Origin of the sequence: Streptomyces ficellus (assembly GCF_030406405.1) — a bacterium.
GTDB lineage: Bacteria > Actinomycetota > Actinomycetes > Streptomycetales > Streptomycetaceae > Streptomyces > Streptomyces ficellus_B.
On record NZ_JAUEPL010000017.1, the window covers coordinates 12666 to 33388 of the forward strand.

General features: G+C 72.4%; 19 protein-coding genes. 9 read left to right on the forward strand and 10 right to left on the reverse strand.

What is annotated here, in order from left to right; genetic code table 11:
* Positions 1-57: 57 nt before the first annotated feature.
* From QWM81_RS13635 to QWM81_RS13645, 3 genes are all read right to left on the reverse strand, one after another.
* Complete coding sequence (locus QWM81_RS13635; RefSeq protein ID WP_290112127.1) at positions 58-2124, reverse strand: caspase family protein; 2067 nt, start codon at positions 2122-2124, stop codon at positions 58-60.
* A 58-nt stretch (positions 2125-2182) separates the two neighbouring features.
* Positions 2183-2569 (reverse strand): effector-associated constant component EACC1, encoded by a 387-nt coding sequence (locus QWM81_RS13640; protein WP_290112128.1) that lies wholly within the window; start codon positions 2567-2569, stop codon positions 2183-2185.
* A 178-nt stretch (positions 2570-2747) separates the two neighbouring features.
* The gene (locus QWM81_RS13645; RefSeq protein ID WP_290112129.1) at positions 2748-3683 is read right to left on the reverse strand and encodes an SCO1860 family LAETG-anchored protein; all 936 of its coding nucleotides are present in this window, start codon (positions 3681-3683) and stop codon (positions 2748-2750) included.
* 347 nt (positions 3684-4030) lie between these two features.
* Between QWM81_RS13645 and QWM81_RS13650 the strand changes: the two genes are divergently transcribed.
* Positions 4031-6076, forward strand: coding sequence for a penicillin acylase family protein (locus QWM81_RS13650; RefSeq protein WP_290112130.1), 2046 nt, complete (start codon positions 4031-4033; stop codon positions 6074-6076).
* The gene (locus QWM81_RS13655) at positions 6060-6629 is read left to right on the forward strand and encodes a GNAT family N-acetyltransferase (protein ID WP_290112131.1); all 570 of its coding nucleotides are present in this window, start codon (positions 6060-6062) and stop codon (positions 6627-6629) included. Before QWM81_RS13650 ends, QWM81_RS13655 begins: the two co-directional genes overlap by 17 nt.
* On the opposite strand, the gene QWM81_RS13660 is transcribed toward QWM81_RS13655, so the two are convergent.
* Complete coding sequence (locus QWM81_RS13660; RefSeq protein ID WP_290112132.1) at positions 6619-7704, reverse strand: amidohydrolase family protein; 1086 nt, start codon at positions 7702-7704, stop codon at positions 6619-6621. The two genes, QWM81_RS13655 and QWM81_RS13660, sit on opposite strands and share 11 nt — an antisense overlap.
* A 163-nt stretch (positions 7705-7867) precedes the next feature.
* On the opposite strand from QWM81_RS13660, the gene QWM81_RS13665 reads away from it, so the two are divergent.
* Entirely contained in the window at positions 7868-8980 is a 1113-nt protein-coding gene (locus QWM81_RS13665) for a pyridoxal-phosphate-dependent aminotransferase family protein (protein ID WP_290112133.1), read from the forward strand.
* Positions 8981-9110: 130 nt separating this feature from the next.
* On the opposite strand, the gene QWM81_RS13670 is transcribed toward QWM81_RS13665, so the two are convergent.
* On the reverse strand, positions 9111-10043 hold the full coding sequence (locus QWM81_RS13670; RefSeq protein ID WP_290112134.1) for a LysR family transcriptional regulator: 933 nt from the start codon (positions 10041-10043) through the stop codon (positions 9111-9113).
* 562 nt (positions 10044-10605) lie between these two features.
* Between QWM81_RS13670 and ectA the strand changes: the two genes are divergently transcribed.
* The 4 genes from ectA to thpD all read left to right on the forward strand — a co-directional run bounded on the left by ectA (position 10606) and on the right by thpD (position 13902).
* Positions 10606-11154, forward strand: coding sequence for a diaminobutyrate acetyltransferase (gene ectA / locus QWM81_RS13675; protein WP_290112135.1), 549 nt, complete (start codon positions 10606-10608; stop codon positions 11152-11154).
* Between the two features lie 157 nt (positions 11155-11311).
* On the forward strand, positions 11312-12580 hold the full coding sequence (gene ectB / locus QWM81_RS13680; protein WP_290112136.1) for a diaminobutyrate--2-oxoglutarate transaminase: 1269 nt from the start codon (positions 11312-11314) through the stop codon (positions 12578-12580).
* Between the two features lie 38 nt (positions 12581-12618).
* Positions 12619-13017: an ectoine synthase gene (locus QWM81_RS13685; protein WP_290112137.1), complete on the forward strand. Its 399-nt coding sequence runs from the start codon at positions 12619-12621 to the stop codon at positions 13015-13017.
* 3 nt (positions 13018-13020) lie between these two features.
* The gene (gene thpD, locus QWM81_RS13690) at positions 13021-13902 is read left to right on the forward strand and encodes an ectoine hydroxylase (protein ID WP_290112138.1); all 882 of its coding nucleotides are present in this window, start codon (positions 13021-13023) and stop codon (positions 13900-13902) included.
* A 180-nt stretch (positions 13903-14082) separates the two neighbouring features.
* Here thpD and QWM81_RS13695 read toward each other — a convergent pair whose 3' ends face one another.
* On the reverse strand, positions 14083-15165 hold the full coding sequence (locus QWM81_RS13695) for an alkene reductase (RefSeq protein WP_290112139.1): 1083 nt from the start codon (positions 15163-15165) through the stop codon (positions 14083-14085).
* Between the two features lie 119 nt (positions 15166-15284).
* Between QWM81_RS13695 and QWM81_RS13700 the strand changes: the two genes are divergently transcribed.
* Positions 15285-15809, forward strand: a complete 525-nt coding sequence (locus QWM81_RS13700) for a MarR family winged helix-turn-helix transcriptional regulator (RefSeq protein ID WP_290112140.1) — start codon at positions 15285-15287, stop codon at positions 15807-15809.
* A 10-nt stretch (positions 15810-15819) separates the two neighbouring features.
* Here the strand turns inward: QWM81_RS13700 and QWM81_RS13705 are convergent, their stop codons facing one another.
* The 4 genes from QWM81_RS13705 to QWM81_RS13720 all read right to left on the reverse strand — a co-directional run bounded on the left by QWM81_RS13705 (position 15820) and on the right by QWM81_RS13720 (position 19835).
* Positions 15820-16863, reverse strand: a complete 1044-nt coding sequence (locus QWM81_RS13705) for an aminotransferase class V-fold PLP-dependent enzyme (protein ID WP_290112141.1) — start codon at positions 16861-16863, stop codon at positions 15820-15822.
* Positions 16864-16920: 57 nt separating this feature from the next.
* A complete protein-coding gene (locus QWM81_RS13710) occupies positions 16921-17496 on the reverse strand; it encodes a dihydrofolate reductase family protein (protein WP_290112142.1) in 576 nt (191 codons plus the stop codon).
* Between the two features lie 131 nt (positions 17497-17627).
* Positions 17628-18239: a DUF1349 domain-containing protein gene (locus tag QWM81_RS13715; RefSeq protein ID WP_290112143.1), complete on the reverse strand. Its 612-nt coding sequence runs from the start codon at positions 18237-18239 to the stop codon at positions 17628-17630.
* A 57-nt stretch (positions 18240-18296) separates the two neighbouring features.
* Entirely contained in the window at positions 18297-19835 is a 1539-nt protein-coding gene (locus QWM81_RS13720; RefSeq protein WP_290112145.1) for an aldehyde dehydrogenase (NADP(+)), read from the reverse strand.
* 111 nt (positions 19836-19946) lie between these two features.
* Here QWM81_RS13720 and QWM81_RS13725 point away from each other — a divergent pair, with 111 nt between their 5' ends.
* Positions 19947-20717: an IclR family transcriptional regulator gene (locus QWM81_RS13725; RefSeq protein WP_290112147.1), complete on the forward strand. Its 771-nt coding sequence runs from the start codon at positions 19947-19949 to the stop codon at positions 20715-20717.
* Positions 20718-20723: the final 6 nt, after the last annotated feature.

Consider the following 20723-nt stretch of genomic DNA (forward strand, 5'->3'; position numbering starts at 1 on the left):
TCGCGGGATCCAGAATGTCGCGGGAGCCAGACCTCGCGGGATCCAGACCTCACGGGACTAGACCACGACCAATACGGCGATGATTGCGAGGACGGCCACGATGAACACCGGCAGGGCGAGCAGCTTCGCCGACCAGGCGAGGAGACTGGTGGTCGCCGAGGACTGCTTGCTGTACAGCCCGGTGGAGTTGCGCAGGTCGTAGCGCGCGAGGCCGACGAGCGCGAGCGAGACGAGCGCCGCGATCAGGCAGAACACCAGGTCACCCATCGTCGCCTTGTCGAGATGGTCCCTGATGTACGGCTCCCACGCATGCCCGGCCCGCGCGAGGGCCAACGCGTCGATCACGGCCTTGATACCTGTGGCCAGGGAAGCGATGGCCAGTGCCAGGGCACCGACGCCGAGCGCGGGCGCGCGCAGGGCCTTGTACCGGGTTCCGCCCCCGGCGGGCGTCGCCGGGCGCGCGCGCTCGCGCCGCGCTTCGGCGGCCGGCCACTGGGGCTCCGGCGACGGTGACGGTGACGGGCGGCGCTGTTCCGGTTGCGGCGGCGGGGGCGGTGGCGGCACTGGCCACGCCATGGTCGGCGCCTCCGCGGAGGCTGGGCGTTCGGGGGCCGGACGGGGCTGCGGTGGCTCTCGGGACGGGGGCGTGGCGGCCGGGGGCGTGGGCGGCGGGGACGAGGGCCTCGTCGGGGCTTCGGGCGAGGAGCGGGCCGCCTCCGGGGTCCCTTCCGCGCCCGCCTGTTCCGCACCGGCCTCCTCTGCGCCCGCCTGTTCCGCGCCGGCCTCGTCTGCGCCCGCCTCTTCCGCGACCGCCTCGGGCGCGGCTTCCGGGCCCGCCTCCGGAGCCGGGGCCCCCTCGGTCGCCGTCTCCTCGGCCGGGAGCACCTCGGCGTCGACGTGCACCACCGATTCGCCCGCGACGCCCTTCAGCACGATGTCACCGCTGAGCCGTCCGGTGCCGGACGTCTCCACGCACACCTCCAGCCCTTCCGGGGTCTCCACCGCCCGCAGCCAGTCCGGCTTGGGATGCGGCGCGCAGCTGCGGGCCAGGGGCGGCCCGAGCAGGCGCACGGTCTGGCGGGGCGGGTCCGCGTGCTGACGCACCGGGTCGAAGCGCAGGCTCGACGGATACGGGTTGACCCGCACCTCGCTCACGGCGCGGCGCGCCTCTTCCGCGACCGCCCGGATGTCGTGGCGGGCCATCTCCGCCAGGGCCTCGCGGGCGCCCGCGGCGATGGAGAGGTCCGCGTTCTCCATACGGGCCCGCAGTTCCGTGATGGCCCCGAGGCGGGTGTAGATGTCCGCGCTGCGCATCGCCGCCCGCACATCGTCCGGCACCGGAGCCGGAGTGATCCGGCGCCGATGGCTGCGCGCGAGGTACAGGTCACCCTGTAGGTCGACGCTGCGGCTGGGCGTCTGGTTCGGGTTCTCCTGGCGTACCCGGTCGTAGACGTACTCGTACAACTCGTCGAGGGAGACGCGGCCGTCCTCATCGAGATCCGCCTCACCGGTGGAGAGGCCGGACACCAGCGCGTTGGTGAAAACGGACGGGTGCGGGCCCGTGTCGTCGGCGAGCCGGGCGCCCTCGAAGGCGTACTCCATGGAGGTCGATGCCGTGATGACGGCCCATCCTCGTCCGCCGCCGAGTTTCTCCCCGGAGAAGGAATCGAGCACATTCAGGTCACCGGCGGCCCGTGCGGTGACCCCTTGGGAGAACGCGCCGCCGTAACAGCAGTCCAGGAACAGGGCGATACTGCGGGCCCGGGTGACGGACATGCAACGCCGCACGAAACTCGCCGGGACGGCGGTGGACGCCAGCCGCCGGGGGAGGGTGTTGGCGGCGGCGAAATACAGTTCCCCGGATTCGCTTTTGAGCCCGTGACAGGAGAAATGCACCACCAATGTGTCACCGGGCCGGCGATCGGCGAAGAAGTCGTCAATGCGCATCGCAATGACGTGGGCGGGCTCATTCCGCACCACTTGCACCCGGAAGGCTCCGATGTGCGGATCGCCCAGGACCCCCGCGAGCGCGACGGCGTCCTCGGCCGGCGACACCAACCTCCGGAGTCCTTCGTCCTGGTAGGTGTCATTGGCGATGATCAGAGCGTGTCGACTCTCATCCATGCCCGGCTCCAAGGCTCTGCTCCAGGGCTCTGCTCCATGGCCCTACGGCTCTGCGGCCCTACGCCTCGACAGCGGAGTGGCGTGTGATGAACAGCTCGAAGGCGTTGGCCACTTGGTCCGGTGTGGCTTCGGATATTTCGAGCACATCGCCGTCCATCGTCAGACGCATGGACGGCCGGGATTCGCGGCACCTACTCCACCAGTTGTGCACCGTGACGACGACCTGGCGCAGTACGGTGGCGGATTGCCCCAGGCTCACCAATAGCGCACCGATTTCCACGACGCCCATGGCACGCGCGTCGGGCGGCACGTCTCCGGATGACAGCGGTGTCACATCGTCGACGTCGAGTTGGAGCAGATCCTGACGCAGATACTCGGTCATCTCGTGCAGCCGGTCAGGGTCGGCCTCTTCATCGGAAAGATGAATCTGCAATGACTTTTCCACGGAATGCCCCCTGCTTTACTGAGAGGTGGCCTCCCTCGCATCCAGTCTGTGCTCATACCGACAGAGCCGCAAGAATGGCCGGATACGGGTGTACGGGCGGCTCCCCGCCTTTGCCGGGCTTCCGGCCTTCCGCCGGCAAGGGAGGCCGCCCGTACGTTCCGTATCCCCCGCGCTCCGGTCAGCCGCGGGACCTGGCGCGGGCGCGGCGCGTGAGGGTCAGGGCGCCGGCGCCGGCGGCGAGGAGGGCGACCGAGCCGCCCGCCAGGTAGGGCGTCGCCGAATTGCCACCCGTTTCGGCGAGGTTGGCCTCGGTGCGGTCACTTCCCGTCTGGGGCTGTACGCCGGCGGGCTGGACACCGGCGGGCTTGGCCGCCGGGGGCTCGGCGGCCGCGGGCGTCCTGGGCGACTCGCAGGTGGCTTCGGCGAGGGTGACCGTGCCGGTGACTTCGGCGACGTTCAGCTTCAGCGGGTTCACCGAGACCGTGAGGGCCAGGGCGGTGGCGGCGGCCGTACGGGAGGTGGTGCGGGTCTGCGACAGGTCGAGCGTCACCTGCCCCACGCCCGGTACGTCGACCCGGGTCGGGCCGCCCGCCGTCAGCGTCACCTTCTTGCCGAGGACGGTGACCCGGCCGAGCACGTTCGCCTCGGCGACCGGCCGCTTGCCCGCCTCGCAGACCGCGCGGGAGGTGACCTTTTCGAGCTGGATGACGGAGAGCAGGGCCAGGCCTGGGACGTGGACCTTGGCGTTGGCCAGGGTGACGCGGCCTTCCGCCCTGCGCGCGTCCACGGTCGCCTTCGCGCTCGCGACGTCGGCGCGCAGCACGCTGACCGGCCTGCCCCCGTCGACCCCGTCGAGCGTGACGGTGAGCGCGGTCTTCTCGGCACTGGCGGGTGCCGTGACCTCGTTGAGCGTGGCCTTCAGCGGCACGTTCACGGTCTTGTTGAGCAGGGACACGTCCAGGCCGGTGCGCAGGACGGCCGCGCTCGCACGCCCTTCGCCGCCGGTGGCGTGCGCCGTGGGTGCGGCGAGGGCCAGGGGCCCGGTGGCGAGCGCCACGGCCGCCGCGGCGGCGGCGGAGCGGCGTGCGGGCATGCGGAAGGTGTTGCTGTTCACGGTGGTGGAACCCCCACAGGAGACATGGTGTCGCCGGCCCTCGCCCACGGGGAACACGTGAGCGGCGGCGACGTGAGACACCCGAATCTTTACGCACGGAGAGTGAACCGGCGGGCACCTGGAGCTAGTTCACCCCAAAGGGTGCTTTCCGCTCCCGTATTCGAATCATTCGGCACGGGCGTTCGCTGGAACCTCAGGAGTCGCGCGACACGGGCGCGGCACATGGAAAGTGCTCAACGAGGAGCGACCAGTCAGCGTCACGGCACGTCAACCCGACCCTCGGATTGCTTCTGGCGCCACCATCAGCTTAAGTTAGGGCAGCCTTACCTAAAGAGATCGGGACAAGAGTGAGCATCGAGGTCTACCGGGACACCTGGGGCATCCCGCATCTCCGCGCGGACGACGCGCTGGAACTCAGCCGCGCGCAGGGCCGCACCACCGCCCTGGACCGGGCCTGGCAGCTGGAGGTCGAGCGGCACCGCGCCCAGGGCACCACGGCCGCCTTCCTCGGCGCCGAGGCGGTCGAGTGGGACGTCTTCGCCCGCCGCTCCCGGCTGGCCGACACCGCGCGGCGCTGCTTCGACGCGCTCGACGAGCCGACGCGTACGTGGGTGTGCGCGTACGTGGACGGGGTCAACGCCGGGCTTGCGCGCGGTGCCCGCCGCGCACCGGAGTTCGCCGCGACCGGGCTCGCCCCCGGCGTCTGGGAGCCGTGGACGCCCCTCGCGGTGTGGCTGTCGACGCACATCCTGTTCGCCGGTTTCCCCACCAAGCTGTGGCGCGACCACGTCGCCGGCCGGCTCGGCGAGGAGCACGCCGAGCTGTTCGCGACCGACGGCCCCGCCACCTCCGGCAGCAACGGCTGGCTGGTGACCGGCGAGCGCACCGCCACCGGGGCGGCGCTCATCGCGGGCGACCCGCACCGGTTCATCGAGTCACCGGGTGTGTACCAGCAGATCCGGCTGGCCTGCCCCGCGTACGACGTCGTCGGGCTCGCCGTCCCGGGCGTACCCGGCCTCGCGCACTTCGGGCACACCGGCACGGTCGCCTGGGCGATCACCAACGCCATGGCCGACTACCAGGACCTGTACCGCGAGCAGCTCCGCCGCCACGAGGGACGGACCCAGGCCCTCGGCCCGGACGGCTGGGCGCCCGCCCGCGTCCACACCGAGACCATCGCGGTCAAGGGCGCCGAGCCGGTCACCGTCGAGGTGATCGAGACCGAGCGCGGGCCCGTCGTCATCGACGGCGACGAGGGGGCCATCAGCCTGCGCTACCCGCCGCGCGTCACCGGCGAGCTCGGGTTCGCCGCGCTGCCCGCCCTGCTCGCCGCCCGCACCGTCGCCGACGTCGACGCGGCGGTCGACCGGTGGGTCGAGCCCGTCAACGTCGTCCAGGCCGCGGACACCGAGGGCGGCACCCTGCACCGGGTCGCCGGCCACGTCCCGCTGCGCCACCGCGACAACCGGCTGCGCGTCGTCCCGGCCTGGGAGCCCGGCCACGAGTGGCGCGGCCGCCACGAACCGCTGCCCCGCCGGCCCGTGGACGGCGTGGCGGTGATGGCGAACGAGCGCGGGCTCGCGGCGCCGCTCGGCATCGAGTTCGCGCCACCGCACCGGGCTCACCGCATCGCCCACCTGCTGCACCAGCGCACGGACTGGACCGCCCCCGACATGGCGACCGTCCACATGGACACCTTGCTGGCCTCGGCCCGGCCCCTGCTGTCCCTCGCCGGCGGGCTCGACGGGCTCACCCCGAAGGCCGCCGAGCTGCGCGACCGGCTGCTGCGCTGGGACCGGCGCATGGCCGCCGACAGCACTGACGCGGCCTCATACGCGGCGGTGCGCACGGTGGTCGTACGCCGCCTCGCCGCGCATCCCGCGCTGAACGTGCTGGCCGAGCCACCCGCGTACCCCGCGCTGTTCCAGCCGTGGCTGGCCCTGGTCCCGCGTATCGCCTACGCCCTGGAGACCCTGCTGACGACCGGCCCCGTCCCTGCGGCCGACCGGGCGGCGGCCGTCCGCGCCGCCCTCGAAGAGGTGGCGGCGGCCGGTGAGCCGCGGCCGTGGGGCGCCACGCACCGCCTCGCGCCCTGGGCGGCGCTGCCGGACGCCGACGACGACTGGCCGGGCGTGGACGGCGACCACGACTGCGTCCTGTCCACGTCGTCCGTGCCCGGTCTGACCGACCGCAGCGCCCGCGGCCCGGCCGCCCGCTACGTCTGGGACCTGGCCCGGCGCGAGGACAGCCTCTGGGTGGTGCCCCTCGGCGCCTCGGGCGTGCCCGGCGACCCGCACCGGCGCGACCAACTGCCCCTGTGGCTCCGGGGCGGCCTCGCCCCCGTCGTCACCGACTGGAACCAGCTCAGCAAGGAGCATGATGAGCACTACTGAGTGCGTGTACGAGCAGAGCATCGACGGCTTCGGGACCGTCCGCCTCGTCCCCGTCGACCCCGCGCGCGACGCGGAGCTGCTGCACGGCTGGGTGAGCGAGGAGCGGGCCCGTTTCTGGGGCATGCGGGAGGCGACCGTCGAGGACGTGCGGGAGATCTACGCGCACCTCGACTCGCTCACCACCCACCACGCCTTCCTCGCGCACCGGGACGGCGTGCCGGTCGCGCTCTTCCAGACGTACGAGCCGCAGGCCGACCGCGTCAGCGAGTGCTACGACGTCCAGCCGGGCGACATCGGGGTCCATCTGCTGATCGCGCCCGCGAACGCGCCGCAGCGGGGCTTCTCGTCCCATCTGGTGTCCGTCCTGGTCGCGTTCGCGCTCACCGGGCACCGGCGGATCGTGGCGGAGCCGGACGCCGCGAACGACAAGGCGATCGCGCTGCTCGCGCGCAACGGGTTCGAGGTGGGCCCCGAGGTGGTCCTGCCGGAGATCGTGCTGCCGGAGGTCCACCTCGTGGAGAAGCGGGCGCGCTTGCTGTTCCTCACTCGATGACGCGGCCGTTGAGGATCACGCGCCGGGGCGCCGCCAGGACGCGGACGTCCGCGCGCGGGTCCTCGTCGTAGACGACCAGGTCCGCCGGGGCGCCCTCCTCCAGGGCGGGCCGCCCCAGCCAGGCCCTCGCCGCCCACGAGGTCGCCGACAGGGCCTCCAGGGGCGGGATGCCGGCCCTGACCAGTTCGGCGACCTCGGCGGCGACCAGGCCGTGCGCCAGGGAGCCGCCCGCGTCGGTGCCGACGAACACGGGGACGCCCGCGTCGTACGCGGCGCGCACGGTGTCGTACCGGCGCTCGTGCAGGCGGCGCATGTGGTCGGCCCAGCGCGGGAACTTGGCCTCTCCCCCGGCCGCCAGCTTCGGGAACGTGGCGATGTTGACGAGCGTCGGCACGATGGCCACACCGCGCTCGGCGAACAGCGGGATCGTGTCCTCGGTGAGGCCCGTCGCGTGCTCGACGCAGTCGATGCCGGCCTCCACCAGGTCGCGCAGCGACTCCTCGGCGAAGCAGTGCGCGGTGACGCGGGCGCCGAGCCGGTGCGCCTCCGCGATCGCCGCCTCCGCCTCGGCGCGCGGCCAGCAGGCGCCCAGGTCCCCGCTCTCGCGGTCCAGCCAGTCGCCGACGAGCTTGACCCAGCCGTCGCCGCGACGGGCCTCCCGGGCGACGTACGCGACGAGGTCGGCCGGCTCGATCTCATGGGCGTAGTTGCGGATGTAGCGGCGGGTGCGGGCGATGTGCCGGCCGGCGCGGATGATCTTCGGGAGGTCCTCGCGGGCGTCGATCCAGCGGGTGTCGGCCGGGGACCCGGCGTCGCGGATCAGCAGCGTGCCGGCGTCCCGGTCGGTCAGCGCCTGCTTCTCGCTGGTGGCCTCGTCCACCGCCCCGTTGGCGTCCAGCCCGACGTGGCAGTGCGCGTCCACGAGACCCGGGAGAGCCCAGCCCGTCACGGTCCTGACGTCCTCGGCACGTGCGGGCCGGTCGTAGGTGACCCGGCCGTCGATGACCCACAGCTCGTCCCGGACGTCCTCCGGTCCGACCAGCACCCGGCCCGTCACATGCAGCACCACGCTCATGTCCAGCACTCTACGAGGGCGGAAGTACCCTCGGCGGAGCAGGCCGCGCAAGACCCGTACGAGACCCGTACGAGACCCGTACGAGACCGCGTACGAGACCGCGTACGAGACCAGACAAGACCCGTACGAGAACAGCCCGTCAGAGAGCAGAAAGAGCCCCGTCGTGACGCATCCCCTCCTCGACCTCGCCCCGCTGACCGCCGACCGCTTCGCGGCGATCGAGCGGCGTGTGGCCGCGCTGCTCTCCACCGGGCAGGACGTCGTGATCACGCAGGGTGAGGCGCTGCTGCCGCTGGAGGGCTGTATCCGCAGCGGCGCGCGGCCCGGCTCCACCGCGCTGAACGTGGTGACGGGCCCGTACGGGCAGACCTTCGGCGACTGGCTGCGGGACTGCGGCGCGACGGTGGTGGACCTGGAGGTTCCGTTCCACACGGCGGTGAGCGCGGACCAGGTCGCCCATGCCCTCGACCGGCACCCGGAGATCGACTTCGTGTCGCTGGTCCACGCGGAGGCGGCGACCGGCAACACCAACCCGGTGCCCGGGATCGGTGAGGTGGTACGGGCGCACGGCGCGCTGTTCATGCTCGACGCGGTCGCGTCGGTGGGCGCGGAGCCGCTGCTGCCGGACGCGTGGGGCGTGGACCTGTGCGTGATTGGCGCGCAGAAGGCGATGGGTGGCCCGGCGGGCGTCTCGGCGGTGTCGGTGAGCGAGCGGGCGTGGGAGCGGTTCGCCGCCAATCCGCGCGCTCCCCGCCGTTCGTACCTCTCGCTCCTCGACTGGAAGGAGCGCTGGATCGACGGCGGCCGCAGGGCGCTGCTGCACGCGCCCGCGCAGCTGGAGATGCTGGCGCTGGAGGCGTGTTTGGAGCGCGTCGAGGCGGAGGGACTGGACGCGCTGATGGACCGCCACGCGTCTGCTGCGGCGGCGACGCGCGCGGGTGCGCTCGCGCTCGGCGGCGGTCTGGAGCCGTATGTGTACGAGGCGCAGGACGCCGCCCCGGTGGCCACGACGCTGCGCACCCCGGCGGGCGTCGACGCGTCCGAGCTCGTCGCGAGGGCCCTGGAGGCTAAGCCGTCGCTGCCACTGGTCGCGGGCGGTGGGGCGCTGGCCAAGGAGATGGTCCGGGTCAACCACTACGGCCCGGACGCCGCGCCGGGCGTGGTCCGGGCCTCGCTCGCCGCGCTGGGGGCCGCCCTCGGCGAGACGGGCGCGCCGGTGAACCTGGACGCCGCCGACCGGGCTGCCACGGAGGCCTGGCGGCAGCGGCAGCGGTAGCGGTAGGCGTCGGCGGGGCGGGCGGGCCGGGCCGGCGCGGGTCGTCAAGCCGGTGCGGGCCGGTCGGCCCCTCTGGAGCGCTGGGAGCGCTTGGAGGGCTCTGGCCCTTCCGCCCGTTCGGGCCCGGTCGTCAGCCCGAGCAGGCCATGGGGGCCGCCTTCGCCGGCCGGGCGGGCGGGCCGGGCGGGGCCGTGGGGGCCGTTGGCGTCAGGGCGTCGAGCAGGGCCTGTACCGGTGGGGGGAGCGGCTGGGGTGACGCGGGGACGGCGAGGGAGACCGGGACGGTGAGGGCCTGGATCGTACGGAAGGCGATCCGGGTGGTGGGCGGCAGCGGCCCCACCGGGTGGAACAGCGTCCAGGACGGCTCCGGGTCGTCGGCCAGCGCGGTCAGCGTCTCCTGGAGCGTGGTGAACGGCGGGCCCGGCGTCCAGCCCGGGAGCGCGGCGGTGACCAGGTCGTAGAAGGCGGGGTTCGCCGCGCGCGCCACGAGCCGCAGCGGCAGGCGCGCCAGCCGGTCCAGGCTCGGCGGCTCCCCCATCGCGTGCGCGTGCGCCGCCGGGAGCGCGGCGATCAGCGGGTCGGACCACAGCGGGTGCAGGGCCACCCCGTCGGCCCGCCGCACGGTGCGGACCAGGGCGGCGTCGAACGTGCCGGAGCGCACCGCCGCGAGCCGGGCCTCCTGGGGCGCCCGCTCCAGGCGGACGCGCAGCCCGGGGCGGCGGGCGGCCAGTGTGTCGAGGGCCCGGTAGACGCGGTCGGCGAACGCGCGCGTGGTACCGAGCCGGATCAGGCCCTCGGTGCCGGCGGCGATCCCGGCGGCGGTGCGCCGCACCCGGTCGGCGGCGGCGAGCGCGGCGCGCGCCTCGGGCAGCAGCCGCTCGCCGGGGGCGGTGAGGCGTATCTGCCGGGTGGAGCAGTCGAAGAGCCGCAGCCCCAACTCCCCCTCCAGGCGGGCGATGCGCCGACTGACCGATTCCTGGGCGATGTGCAGCCGCGCGGCGGCCCGGCCGAAGCCGAGTTCCTCGGCGACCGCGACGAAGCACTCCAGCTGACGCAGCTCCACCCCTGGTTCCCCCCACCCCTCGCCTTTGATGATCGCTGTGCTGGTCAACCGCTCGCCGGTCGCGGCTTCTTCCCGCCCTGTACTTGTTCCGGCGCGCACACGGCGCCGAAACACAGGATCGCGGCCGGAGCCGAAACACAGGTACGCGCGAGAGGCCGGAATGACTCATCCGGCGGCGGTGGGGGAGAGCACGACGGCGAGAGGCCGCCACGGCGGCCGGTCGACGCCCACGTCACCAAAAGCGAGAATCCGCGTTAATTCATAAATGCCAAGGGGGGTTTTATGAGGGTAGCTTCCCGCATTCTTCTGCCCGGTTTCGCCGACCTTAAACGCAGAGATTCTGTGAGGGCTCCACGGGCAATTCGGGCACGCGTCAAGGCGGCTACTTCACTGTGATCGACTCCACACGGCGCCCGTTTTGACCGGGAATATCCGGGCAAAACCGCACCAGCGACGGCCAGTTCACCTATGAACTCGCACTCGCGCGATAACACACATCGTGCGCTCACCCAACCCCTCACCCCGATGCAATTTCAGAATTTGCTGGGTAAGTTCAATCCGCATGACCGCCGCACAAGCAGACCTTGCAGGTGCCCGAAACGAATTCCACCGACCGGCCGCACCGGCCATCGGTATCGACACCCCACGAGTGGAGGACGGAGCCGCGATCTGGCGCATTGCTCGCGACTCCGAGGTGCTCGACCTCAACTCCTCGTACAGCTATCTGCTGTGGTGCCGGGACTTCGCCGCCACCTCCCTGGTGGCGCGCGGCGCCGATGGCGAGCCGATCGCCTTCGTCACCGGTTACCTCAGGCCGCAGCGCCCGCGCACCCTCGTCGTCTGGCAGGTCGCCGTGGACCACGCGCACCGGGGCCGGGGCCTGGCCGGTGTGCTGCTGGACGCGCTGACCGCGCGCGTGGCGGGACAGGGCGTCGACACCGTCGAGACGACCGTCACACCGGACAACACCGCGTCCGACCGGCTCTTCACCTCCTACGCGGAGCGCCGTGGCGCCTCCCTGGAGCGTGAGGTGCTCTTCGACGGGGGGCTGTTCCCCGAGGGGACGCACCAGCCCGAGGTCCTGTACCGCATCAGCCCGATAGCCGCCTGAAAAGCCGATAGCCCCTGAACCGCGTGAACCGCCGTCCGACGGCGGCCGGCCGAACCGCCGCCCGGACCGCCGCCCGACCGCCGTCCGAACGGCCGCCTGACCCGCCGTACGCACCGCGCTTGAGATCCCGAACACTCCCCCACGAGGAGACTTCGCCGTGACCATCACCCCGCCCGCCCTGAGCGTCTTCGAGACCCTCGAGTCGGAGGTGCGCAGCTACTGCCGCGGCTGGCCCGCCGTGTTCGACCGCGCACAGGGCGCCCGTCTCACCGACGAGGACGGACACACGTACCTCGACTTCTTCGCCGGTGCCGGCTCGCTCAACTACGGCCACAACAACCCGGTGCTGAAACGCGCGCTCATCGACTACATCGAGCGTGACGGCATCACCCACGGCCTGGACATGGCGACGACCGCGAAACGCGCCTTCCTGGAGTCCTTCCAGAACACGATCCTGCGGCCGCGCGACCTGCCGTACAAGGTGATGTTCCCCGGCCCGACCGGCACGAACGCCGTGGAGGCCGCGCTGAAGCTGGCCCGCAAGGTCAAGGGCCGCGAGTCGATCGTGTCGTTCACCAACGCCTTCCACGGCATGTCGCTCGGCTCGCTCGCCGTCACCGGCAACGCCTTCAAGCGCGCCGGGGCCGGCATCCCGCTCGTCCACGGCACGCCGATGCCGTTCGACAACTACCTCGACGGCAAGGTCCCGGACTTCCTCTGGTTCGAGCGACTGCTCCAGGACCAGGGCTCCGGCCTGAACAAGCCGGCCGCCGTGATCGTCGAGACGGTGCAGGGCGAGGGCGGCATCAACGTGGCCCGCCCCGAGTGGCTGCGGGCGCTGCGGGAGCTGTGCGACCGCCAGGACATGCTGCTGATCGTGGACGACATCCAGATGGGCTGCGGCCGCACCGGTGCCTTCTTCTCCTTCGAGGAGGCGGGCATCACCCCCGACATCGTCACGCTGTCGAAGTCCATCAGCGGGTACGGACTGCCGATGTCGCTGTGCCTGTTCATGCCGGAGCTCGACATCTGGGGCCCGGGCGAGCACAACGGCACCTTCCGCGGCAACAACCCGGCCTTCGTCACCGCCACGGCCACGCTGGACACCTACTGGGCCGACGGCCAGATGGAGAAGCAGACCATCGCGCGCGGCGAGCAGGTCGAGCAGGCGCTGCTGGCCATCTGCGACGAGAACTCCGCCTACGGCGCCCACTTCCGGGGCCGGGGCCTGGTCTGGGGCATGGAGTTCACCGACAAGTCCCGCGCGGCCGCCGTCTGCGCGCGGGCGTTCGAGCTGGGACTGCTGCTGGAGACCTCGGGCCCGCGGAGCGAGGTCGTCAAGCTGCTGCCGCCGCTGACGATCACGCCCGACGAACTGGACGAGGGACTGCGCACGCTGGCCCGCGCGGTGCGCGAGACCGCCTGAATCCCTTCCCCCGTCGTACGAAAGAGAGTTGCACCACCGTGATCGTCCGATCGTTCAAGGACATCGAGAACACCGAGCGCCATGTGAAGGCCGCGTCCGGCACGTGGGAGTCCAAGCGCATCGTGCTCGCCAAGGAGAAGGTCGGCTTCTCGCTCCACGAGACCGTGCTGTACGCGGGGACGGAGACGTCGATGTGGTACGCCAACCACATCGAGGCCGTGCTGTGCGTCGAGGGCGAGGCCGAGCTGACCAACGACGAGACGGGCGAGTCGCACTGGATCGAGCCGGGCACGATGTACCTGCTCGACGGCCATGAGCGGCACACCCTGCGCCCCAAGACCGACTTCCGCTGCGTGTGCGTCTTCAACCCGCCCGTCACGGGACGGGAGGACCACGACGAGAACGGCGTCTATCCGCTGCTGACCGAGGAGGGCTGAACCTTGACCATGACCACCACCGCCGTCCAGGACCTGTACCCCACCCGCGGCGCGTCCGAGGTGATGACGCCCCGCCAGGACCCGGTCGTCTGGGGCCCGGCGTCGTCCCCGGAGCTGCGGTCGTTCGAGCGGGACGGGTTCCTCGCGGTCGACCAGCTGATCACCGAGGACGAGGTCGCCGTCTACCACGCCGAGCTGGAGCGGCTGATCTCCGACCCGGCCGTCCGCGCGGACGAGCGCTCGATCATCGAGCCGAAGTCCCAGGACGTGCGGTCGGTGTTCGAGGTCCACAGGATCAGCGAGGTGTTCGCTCGTCTGGTGCGTGACGAGCGCGTGGTCGGCCGGGCGCGCGAGATCCTCGGCTCGGACGTGTACGTCCACCAGTCGCGGATCAACGTGAAGCCGGGCTTCGGCGCGTCGGGCTTCTACTGGCACTCGGACTTCGAGACCTGGCACGCGGAGGACGGGCTGCCGCGGATGCGGACGGTGTCCGTGTCGATCGCGCTGACCGAGAACTACGACACCAACGGCGGCCTGATGATCATGCCGGGGTCGCACCGGACGTTCCTGGGCTGCGCGGGTGCCACACCGAAGGACAACTACAAGAAGTCGCTCCAGATGCAGGACGCGGGCACGCCCTCGGACGAGGCGCTGACGAAGTTCGCCGACGCGCACGGCATCCGGCTGTTCACCGGCAAGGCCGGCTCGGCGACCTGGTTCGACTGCAACGCGATGCACGGCTCGGGCGACAACATCACCCCGTACCCGCGCAGCAACGTCTTCATCGTGTTCAACAGCGTGGAGAACACGGCGGTGGAGCCGTTCGCGGCGCCGGTGCGGCGGCCGGAGTTCATTGGGGCACGGGACTTCACGCCGGTGCGGTGAGCCCTCCGCCGGGGGTCCGGGGGTTGTCCCCCGGGAGACGCGGCATCGGGGCACGGGACTTCACGCCGGTGCGGTGAGCCCTCCACCCGGGGGTCCGGGCCCGGTGCCGTGAGAGCTGTGCCGGTGACAGGGCGCGCGGAGGCGCGGATCGGGTGCGGTCCGCGCCTCCCGCGCGTCGTATCAGGCGCTGAGCGCCGGGTAGTCGGTGTAGCCGCGGTGGTCGCCGCCGTAGAAGGTGGACTGGTCCGGGGTGTTGTACGGGCCGTTCGTCCTCAGCCGGGCCGGCAGGTCCGGGTTGGCGAGGAACAGCGCGCCGAAGGCGACGATGTCGGCCGTCCCGTCCTCGATGAGCCCGAGGGCGTCGGCGCCGGTCGGGCCCGGCGTCGCCGGGTTGAGCAGGAAGGTGCCGGGGAACTGCTTGCGCAGCGTCTGCGTGAGGTCGCGGGTCTGCGGGCCCGCCTCCAGGACGTGCAGATACGCGATGCCCAGCGGTTCGAGCGCCTGCACCAGCGCCGTGTACGCCGGCTCCGGCTCGGGCTCGTCGATGTCGTTGAACGGGTTGCCGGGCGAGATCCGCAGGCCCGTGCGCTCGGGCCCGATCTCGGCGGCGACCGCCTTGACGGTCTCGACGGCGAAGCGGATGCGGCCCTCCACGGAGCCGCCCCAGGCGTCGGTGCGCCGGTTGGTGCCGGGCGCGAGGAACTGGTGGATCAGGTAGCCGTTGGCGCCGTGCAGCTCGACGCCGTCGAAGCCGGCGTCCACGGCGTTGCGGGCGGCGGCCGCGAAGTCGGCGATGGTGGCGCGTACCTCGGCGTCGGACAGCTCGCGCGGGGTGACGAATTCCTTGGGGCCCTCGGCGGTGAAGACCTGTCCCTTGGCCGCGACGGCGGACGGACCGACCGGGTGCAGGTCGCCGGGCTGGTCGGCGATCAGGTCCGGGTGGCCGATCCGGCCGGAGTGCATGAGCTGGGCGAAGATCCTGCCGCCCGCGGCGTGCACGGCGCCGGTGACCTCGCGCCAGGCGGCGACCTGCTCGTCGCTGTGCAGGCCGGGCGTGTTCGGGTAGCCCTGGCCGACCGGGGAGGGCTGGATGCCCTCGGTGATGATCAGGCCGGCCGAGGCGCGCTGTGCGTAGTACTCGGCGGTCAGGGCGGTCGGCACCCGGGTGTCGGCGGTGGCCCGGCTACGGGTCATCGGGGCCATGGCGATGCGGTTGGTGAGCTGCGTACCGGACAGGTCGATGGGGTCGAAAGCGGTGGTCATCGAGAGGCTCCAGAAATTATGTGGTCGGCCAAGCATTTCTGCCTGACGTCACTGTAGCGCATTGATTGGCCGACCAAGGTAAAATCGGGGCCAGCACCTTCCACGACGAGGAGACCCCGATGTCCGCCCACCGCTCCCAGGGGGCCGACGAGCCCGCGTGCACCGAAGAGCTGCCCTCCGCGGCCCGCTGCGGCCCGGTCAGCCACACCATCTCCCGGGTGGGCCGGCTGCACCGCATCGCCGCGGGGAAGTTCCTCAAGGCGGCCGGGATCTACCCGGGCCAGGAGGCCGTGATGATGTACCTCTGGGACTCGGGGCCGGTGCGCCAGTCGGAGCTGATCAAGGTCATGGACCTCGACCCGTCGACGGTCACCAAGATGCTCCAGCGCCTGGAGCAGACCGGGCACGTACGCCGCTCCCCCGACCCGGCCGACCGGCGGGCGGTGCTGGTGGAGGCCACCGGGGCCAGCTGTTCCCTGCTCACCGAGGTGAGCGCCGCCTGGGCCGATCTGGAGGAGCACACGCTCGCCGGGCTCGACGCGCACGAGCGCGCCGAGCTGGCACGGCTGCTGGGCAAGGTCGAGGCGAACCTGTGCAAGGAGACGCTGGGCTGCCCCGCCGAGGCCCGGCGGGGCGAGGTCTGACGGCAGGGGATCAGGACAGCACGTCCAGGGCACGGTCCACGTCGGCGGCCGAGTTGTAGAGGTGGAAGGCGGCCCGGAGGTTGCCGGCGCGGGCCGAGACGATGACGCCCGCCTCCGCCAGATCGGGCTGCCGCCCGCCGAGGCCCGGGACGGCGACGATGGCCGAATCGCCCGGTACGGGCTCGTGGCCGAGCCGGACCAGCCCGTCGCGGAAACGGGCGGCGAGCGCCGTGTCGTGGGCGTGGATCGCGTCGACGCCGATCTCGTCGATGAGCGCCAAGGACTGCTCGGCGCCGTGGTACGCCAGGAACGCGGGCGGCTGGTCGAACCGGCGGGCCGATTCGGCGAGGTGCCCGACCGGGCCGTAGGGGTCGTCCAGCTCCTCGGCCGCGACCCAGCCCGCGTGGATGGGCAGCAGTGACTCCTGGGCCTCCTCCGTGACGGTCAGGAACGACGCGCCGCGCGGGGACAGCAGGAACTTGAAGCCGCCGGTCACCGTGTAGTCGTACGCCCCCGCGTCCAGCGGCAGCCACCCGGCCGACTGCGTCGCGTCGAGAAGCGTCCGGGCGCCGTGCGCGACCGCCGCCTCCCGTACCGCCGCCAGGTCGGCGACGCGCCCGTCCGCGGACTGGACGGCCGAGAAGGCGACGAGCGCCGTCCCCGGGCGTACCGCGTCCGCCAGGTCCTCCAGCGGCACGAACCGCGTCTTGAGGTCACCGCGCACCGCGAACGGCGTGATGACCGAGCTGAAGTCGCGGTCCACGAACAGCACTTCCGCCCCCGGCGGCAGCGAGCTCGCGATCAGGCCGACGTGGACGGCGACCGCGCCACCGATGGCCACCCGGTCCGGCGCCACTCCCGCGAGCCGCGCGAACCCGGCCCGCGCGGCGGCCACGGCCGCGAAGCTGCCGGCCCCGTCCGGCCGCCCGGCGGCGTTCCACTCGGCCAGCGCGGTCACGGCGGCGACGGTCCTGCGGGGCAGCAGCCCGCAGCTGGCGGTGTTGAGGTACGTCTGCGCGGGCGCGAACTCGGCGCCACCGAGGGGAGTCTCCATGGCACCACCCTGGTCGGTGCACAACCGCCGGTCAATGACGCCATGTTGCGGCGAAGCTCACCGCCGCCGGTAGTGGAGCAGCACGACGCCGTTGCCGAAGGCGCGGGTGCCGGCGAGCCGCAGGGTGGTCCTGGTGTCGGAGGCGGTGAAGAGGGGCTTGCCGCGCCCGATGACCACCGGATGGACATAGACGCGGTATTCGTCGATCAGGTCCTGCCGCATGAACGCCGCCGCGAGCTCGGCGCCACCGAGCGCAAGGTCCCCCTCCGGCAGGCCGCCGCGCCGCTCGGCCTTGAGCGCCATGATGTCCTCGGCGATGACGTCCCGTACGACGGTGGTGTTCCAGTCGGCGCGCTCCAGCGTCCGGGAGAACACGAACTTGGGCTTCTCCCGCCAGATATGGGCGAACTCCGCCATGGGGCCGGTGCTCGCGGGGTCGGCGTCGGCGGTCGGCCAGAACCCGGCCATGAGTTCATAGGTGACGCGTCCGTTGAGGAAGGCGCCCATGGCGGCCAGCTGCTCGTTGAAGTGGCCGTGCAGTTCGTCGTCGACCATGTGCCAGTCGATCTCGCGGTCCGGCCCCTCGATGAAGCCATCCAAGGACACCGACATGAACAGGACGATCTTTCTCACCGCAGTACCTCACCTCTGCCGAGTACGGACACCCCCGACGATGACGGCTCCGGCCGCCCCATGCCCGACCGGCCCGCCGTGCCGTACCGGAATGGAGTGCCATGACGGACGGTCCGCCGCGCGCCGGGGTGTCAGGAACCGTCGCGGAGGCCGTTGGGCCAGGTGGGGCGGTAGGCGATGCGGTCGAAGGTGGCCACGCAGCCCTCGCCGACCGGGGACTGGGCCATGAAGCCGACCAGGGCCGCGCCCGCGCGGGTTTCGTCGCCGAGGGTGAAGATGCGGACGAACGTCCAGTGGTCCCCGTCCGTGGAGGCGTGGAAGGCGAACGCCTTGCCGGTGCGGCTGACCCGCAGCCAGACCCGGTCGCCGTCGACCACGAAGGAGTTGGCGTCGTCGGAGTGGCCCCGGGTGACGACCGTGCAGACGGTCGGCCGGTCCGGGGACAGCTCCAGGCAGAGCTTGGCCCACTCCCGCTCACCGACGTGGACGTACAGCACGCCCGCGTCGAAGGCGGCGGTGAGGTTCGCCTTGACGCGGGCGATCAGCTGGAAGTCGCCCTCGGGCGCGGCGCCGAGCAGGCGGGGGGCGTCGGAGGCCGGGTCCAGGGCGTCGCCCGTGGGAGGGACGAAGCGGTCCTGGCGGGGGCCGGCCCAGCCGGTCAGCGTCCCGTCCTCGTACGACCAGCCGGCCTCGGGGCCGTACGCCCGCAGGGGGAAGGGCAGCTCGGGCAGCGTGAGATCCATGCGGTCAGTGTTCCAGTCGGGGGCCGGTTCGGGGCCGTCCGGGGCCGGTCCGGGCGGTCAGTGCTCCAGGCGGCCGTCCACGCGGCGCGGCAGGCCCAGCGGGTTCTCGTCGCGCAGCTCCGGCGGGAGCAGCGCCTCGGGGGCCGACTGGTACGTGACCGGGCGCAGCCAGCGTTCGATGGCGGTGCCGCCGACCGACGTGGAGGTGGAGGTGGTGGCCGGGTAGGGGCCGCCGTGGTGCTGGGCGGGGGCGACGGCGACGCCGGTGGGCCAGCCGTTGACCAGCACGCGGCCGGCGAGCGGGGTGAGCTGGGCGAGGATCGCCGCGGCGTCGCCCTTGCCCTCGGCCTCGTCGGACGACAGGTGGACGGTCGCGGTGAGGTTGCCGGGCAGCCGGGACAGGACGGCGCTGACCTCGTCGTCGTCGGCGTACCGGGCGACGACCGTGACCGGGCCGAAGCACTCCTCCAGCAGCAGGTCGTGCTCGCCCTCGGCGGCCAGCCTCGCGGCCGGTACGGTCAGGAAGCCGGGGCGCACGGTGTGCTCGTCGTCCTCGCCGGGGGTGACCGGGGCGTCCACGTCGGGCAGGGCGGCGCGCTCGGCGACGCCCGCGACGAAGTTGTCGCGCATCCGGTGGTCCAGGAGCACCCCGCCGGCCGTGTCGCCGACCGCGCCGGCGAGCGAGGTGACGAGCTGGTCACCGGCCGGGCCGGCGGGCGCCAGCACCAGGCCGGGCTTGACGCAGAACTGGCCGACCCCGAGCGTCATCGAGCCCGCGAGCCCCGTGCCGATCTGCTCGGCGCGCTCGGCGGCGGCCGCCTCGGTGATCACCACGGGGTTGAGGGAGCCGAGTTCGCCGTGGAAGGGGATCGGTACGGGCCGGGCGGCCGCCGCGTCGAACAGCGCCCGCCCGCCGCGTACCGAGCCGGTGAAGCCGGCGGCCGCGATCAGCGGGTGCTTGACAAGGACGACGCCTGCCTCGAAGCCGTGCACCAGGCCGACGACGGCCTGCGGGATGCCGTGCCGCGCGGCGGCCTGCCGCAGGATGGCGGCGGCGAGCTCGGAGGTGGCCGGGTGGTCGGGGTGGGCCTTGACCACGACGGGGCAGCCCGCGGCGAGCGCGCTGGCCGTGTCGCCGCCGGGCACGGAGAAGGCGAAGGGGAAGTTGGAGGCGGAGTAGACGGCGACGACGCCGAGCGGCACCTTGTAGCGGCGCAGGTCCGGGATGGGCGGCGTGGCGGTGTCGTCGGGGTGGTCGATGATCACATCGAGGAAGGAGCCCTCGTCCACGATGTCGGCGAAGGCCCGCAACTGGAAGCACGTCCGGGCCAGTTCACCGGTGAGCCGCGCGGGGCCGAGGGCGGTCTCGGCGTCCGCCACCTCCACCAGCCGGTCCTTCGCCGCGTCGAGGAGGTCGGCGGCGGTGCGCAGGTACGCGGCGCGCGCCGTACGGTCGGCGAGCGCCTCACGGGCGGCGTGGGCGGCGCGTACGGCGCTGTCGACGTCCTCGGCCGTGGCTTCGACCGCAACCTGTTCACGCCGCTTCCCGGTTCGGGGGTCGACACTCCAGACTTGTGCTGCTGAACCTGCTGCCACCGTGCGTCCTTTCGGTATTGCCCGACCATGGTTGTTCGGTATTCTGAACAACGTTCCTGATGATGAATATGCACGGACTCTATTGACGGGCGTTCGAAGGGGTCAAGGGCGATGTCTGTTACCGAAACCGGCGGAGCGCAGGTCAAGTCCGCGGTACGCACGGTGGAACTGCTGGAGTTCTTCGCAGGCAGCCCCGGTATGCACTCCCTGGCGGCCGTCCAGGAAGCGGTCGGCTACCCCAAGTCCAGCCTCTACATGCTGCTGCGCACCCTCGTGGAGCTCGGCTGGGTCGAGACGGACGCGACCGGCACGCGGTACGGGATCGGCGTACGCGCCCTGCTGGTGGGCACCTCCTACATCGACGGCGACGAGGTCGTGGCGGCCGCCCGCCCCACCCTGGACCGCCTCTCCGACGACACCACCGAGACCATCCACCTGGCCCGGCTCGACGGCACCAACGTCGTCTACCTGGCCACCCGCCAGTCCCAGCACTACCTGCGCCCCTTCACCCGCGTCGGCCGCCGGCTGCCCGCCCACTCCACCTCGCTCGGCAAGGCGCTGCTGGCCACGCACAGCGACGAGCAGGTCCGCAAGATGCTCCCCGAGACCCTGCCCGCGCTCACCGAGCACACCATCACCGACCGCGAAAAGCTCATCGAGGAGCTGCGCACCGTCCGCGAGCAGGGCTACGCCGTGGACCGCGAGGAGAACACCCTCGGCCTGCGCTGCTTCGGCATCGCCATCCCGTACCGCACCCCGGCGCGCGACGCCATCAGCTGCTCCGTACCGGTGGCCCGGCTGACCCCGGCGCACGAACAGATGATCAAGGATGCCCTGTTCGACGCCCGGGACCGGCTGACGCTGGCCACCCGGCGGCTGTGAGGCCCT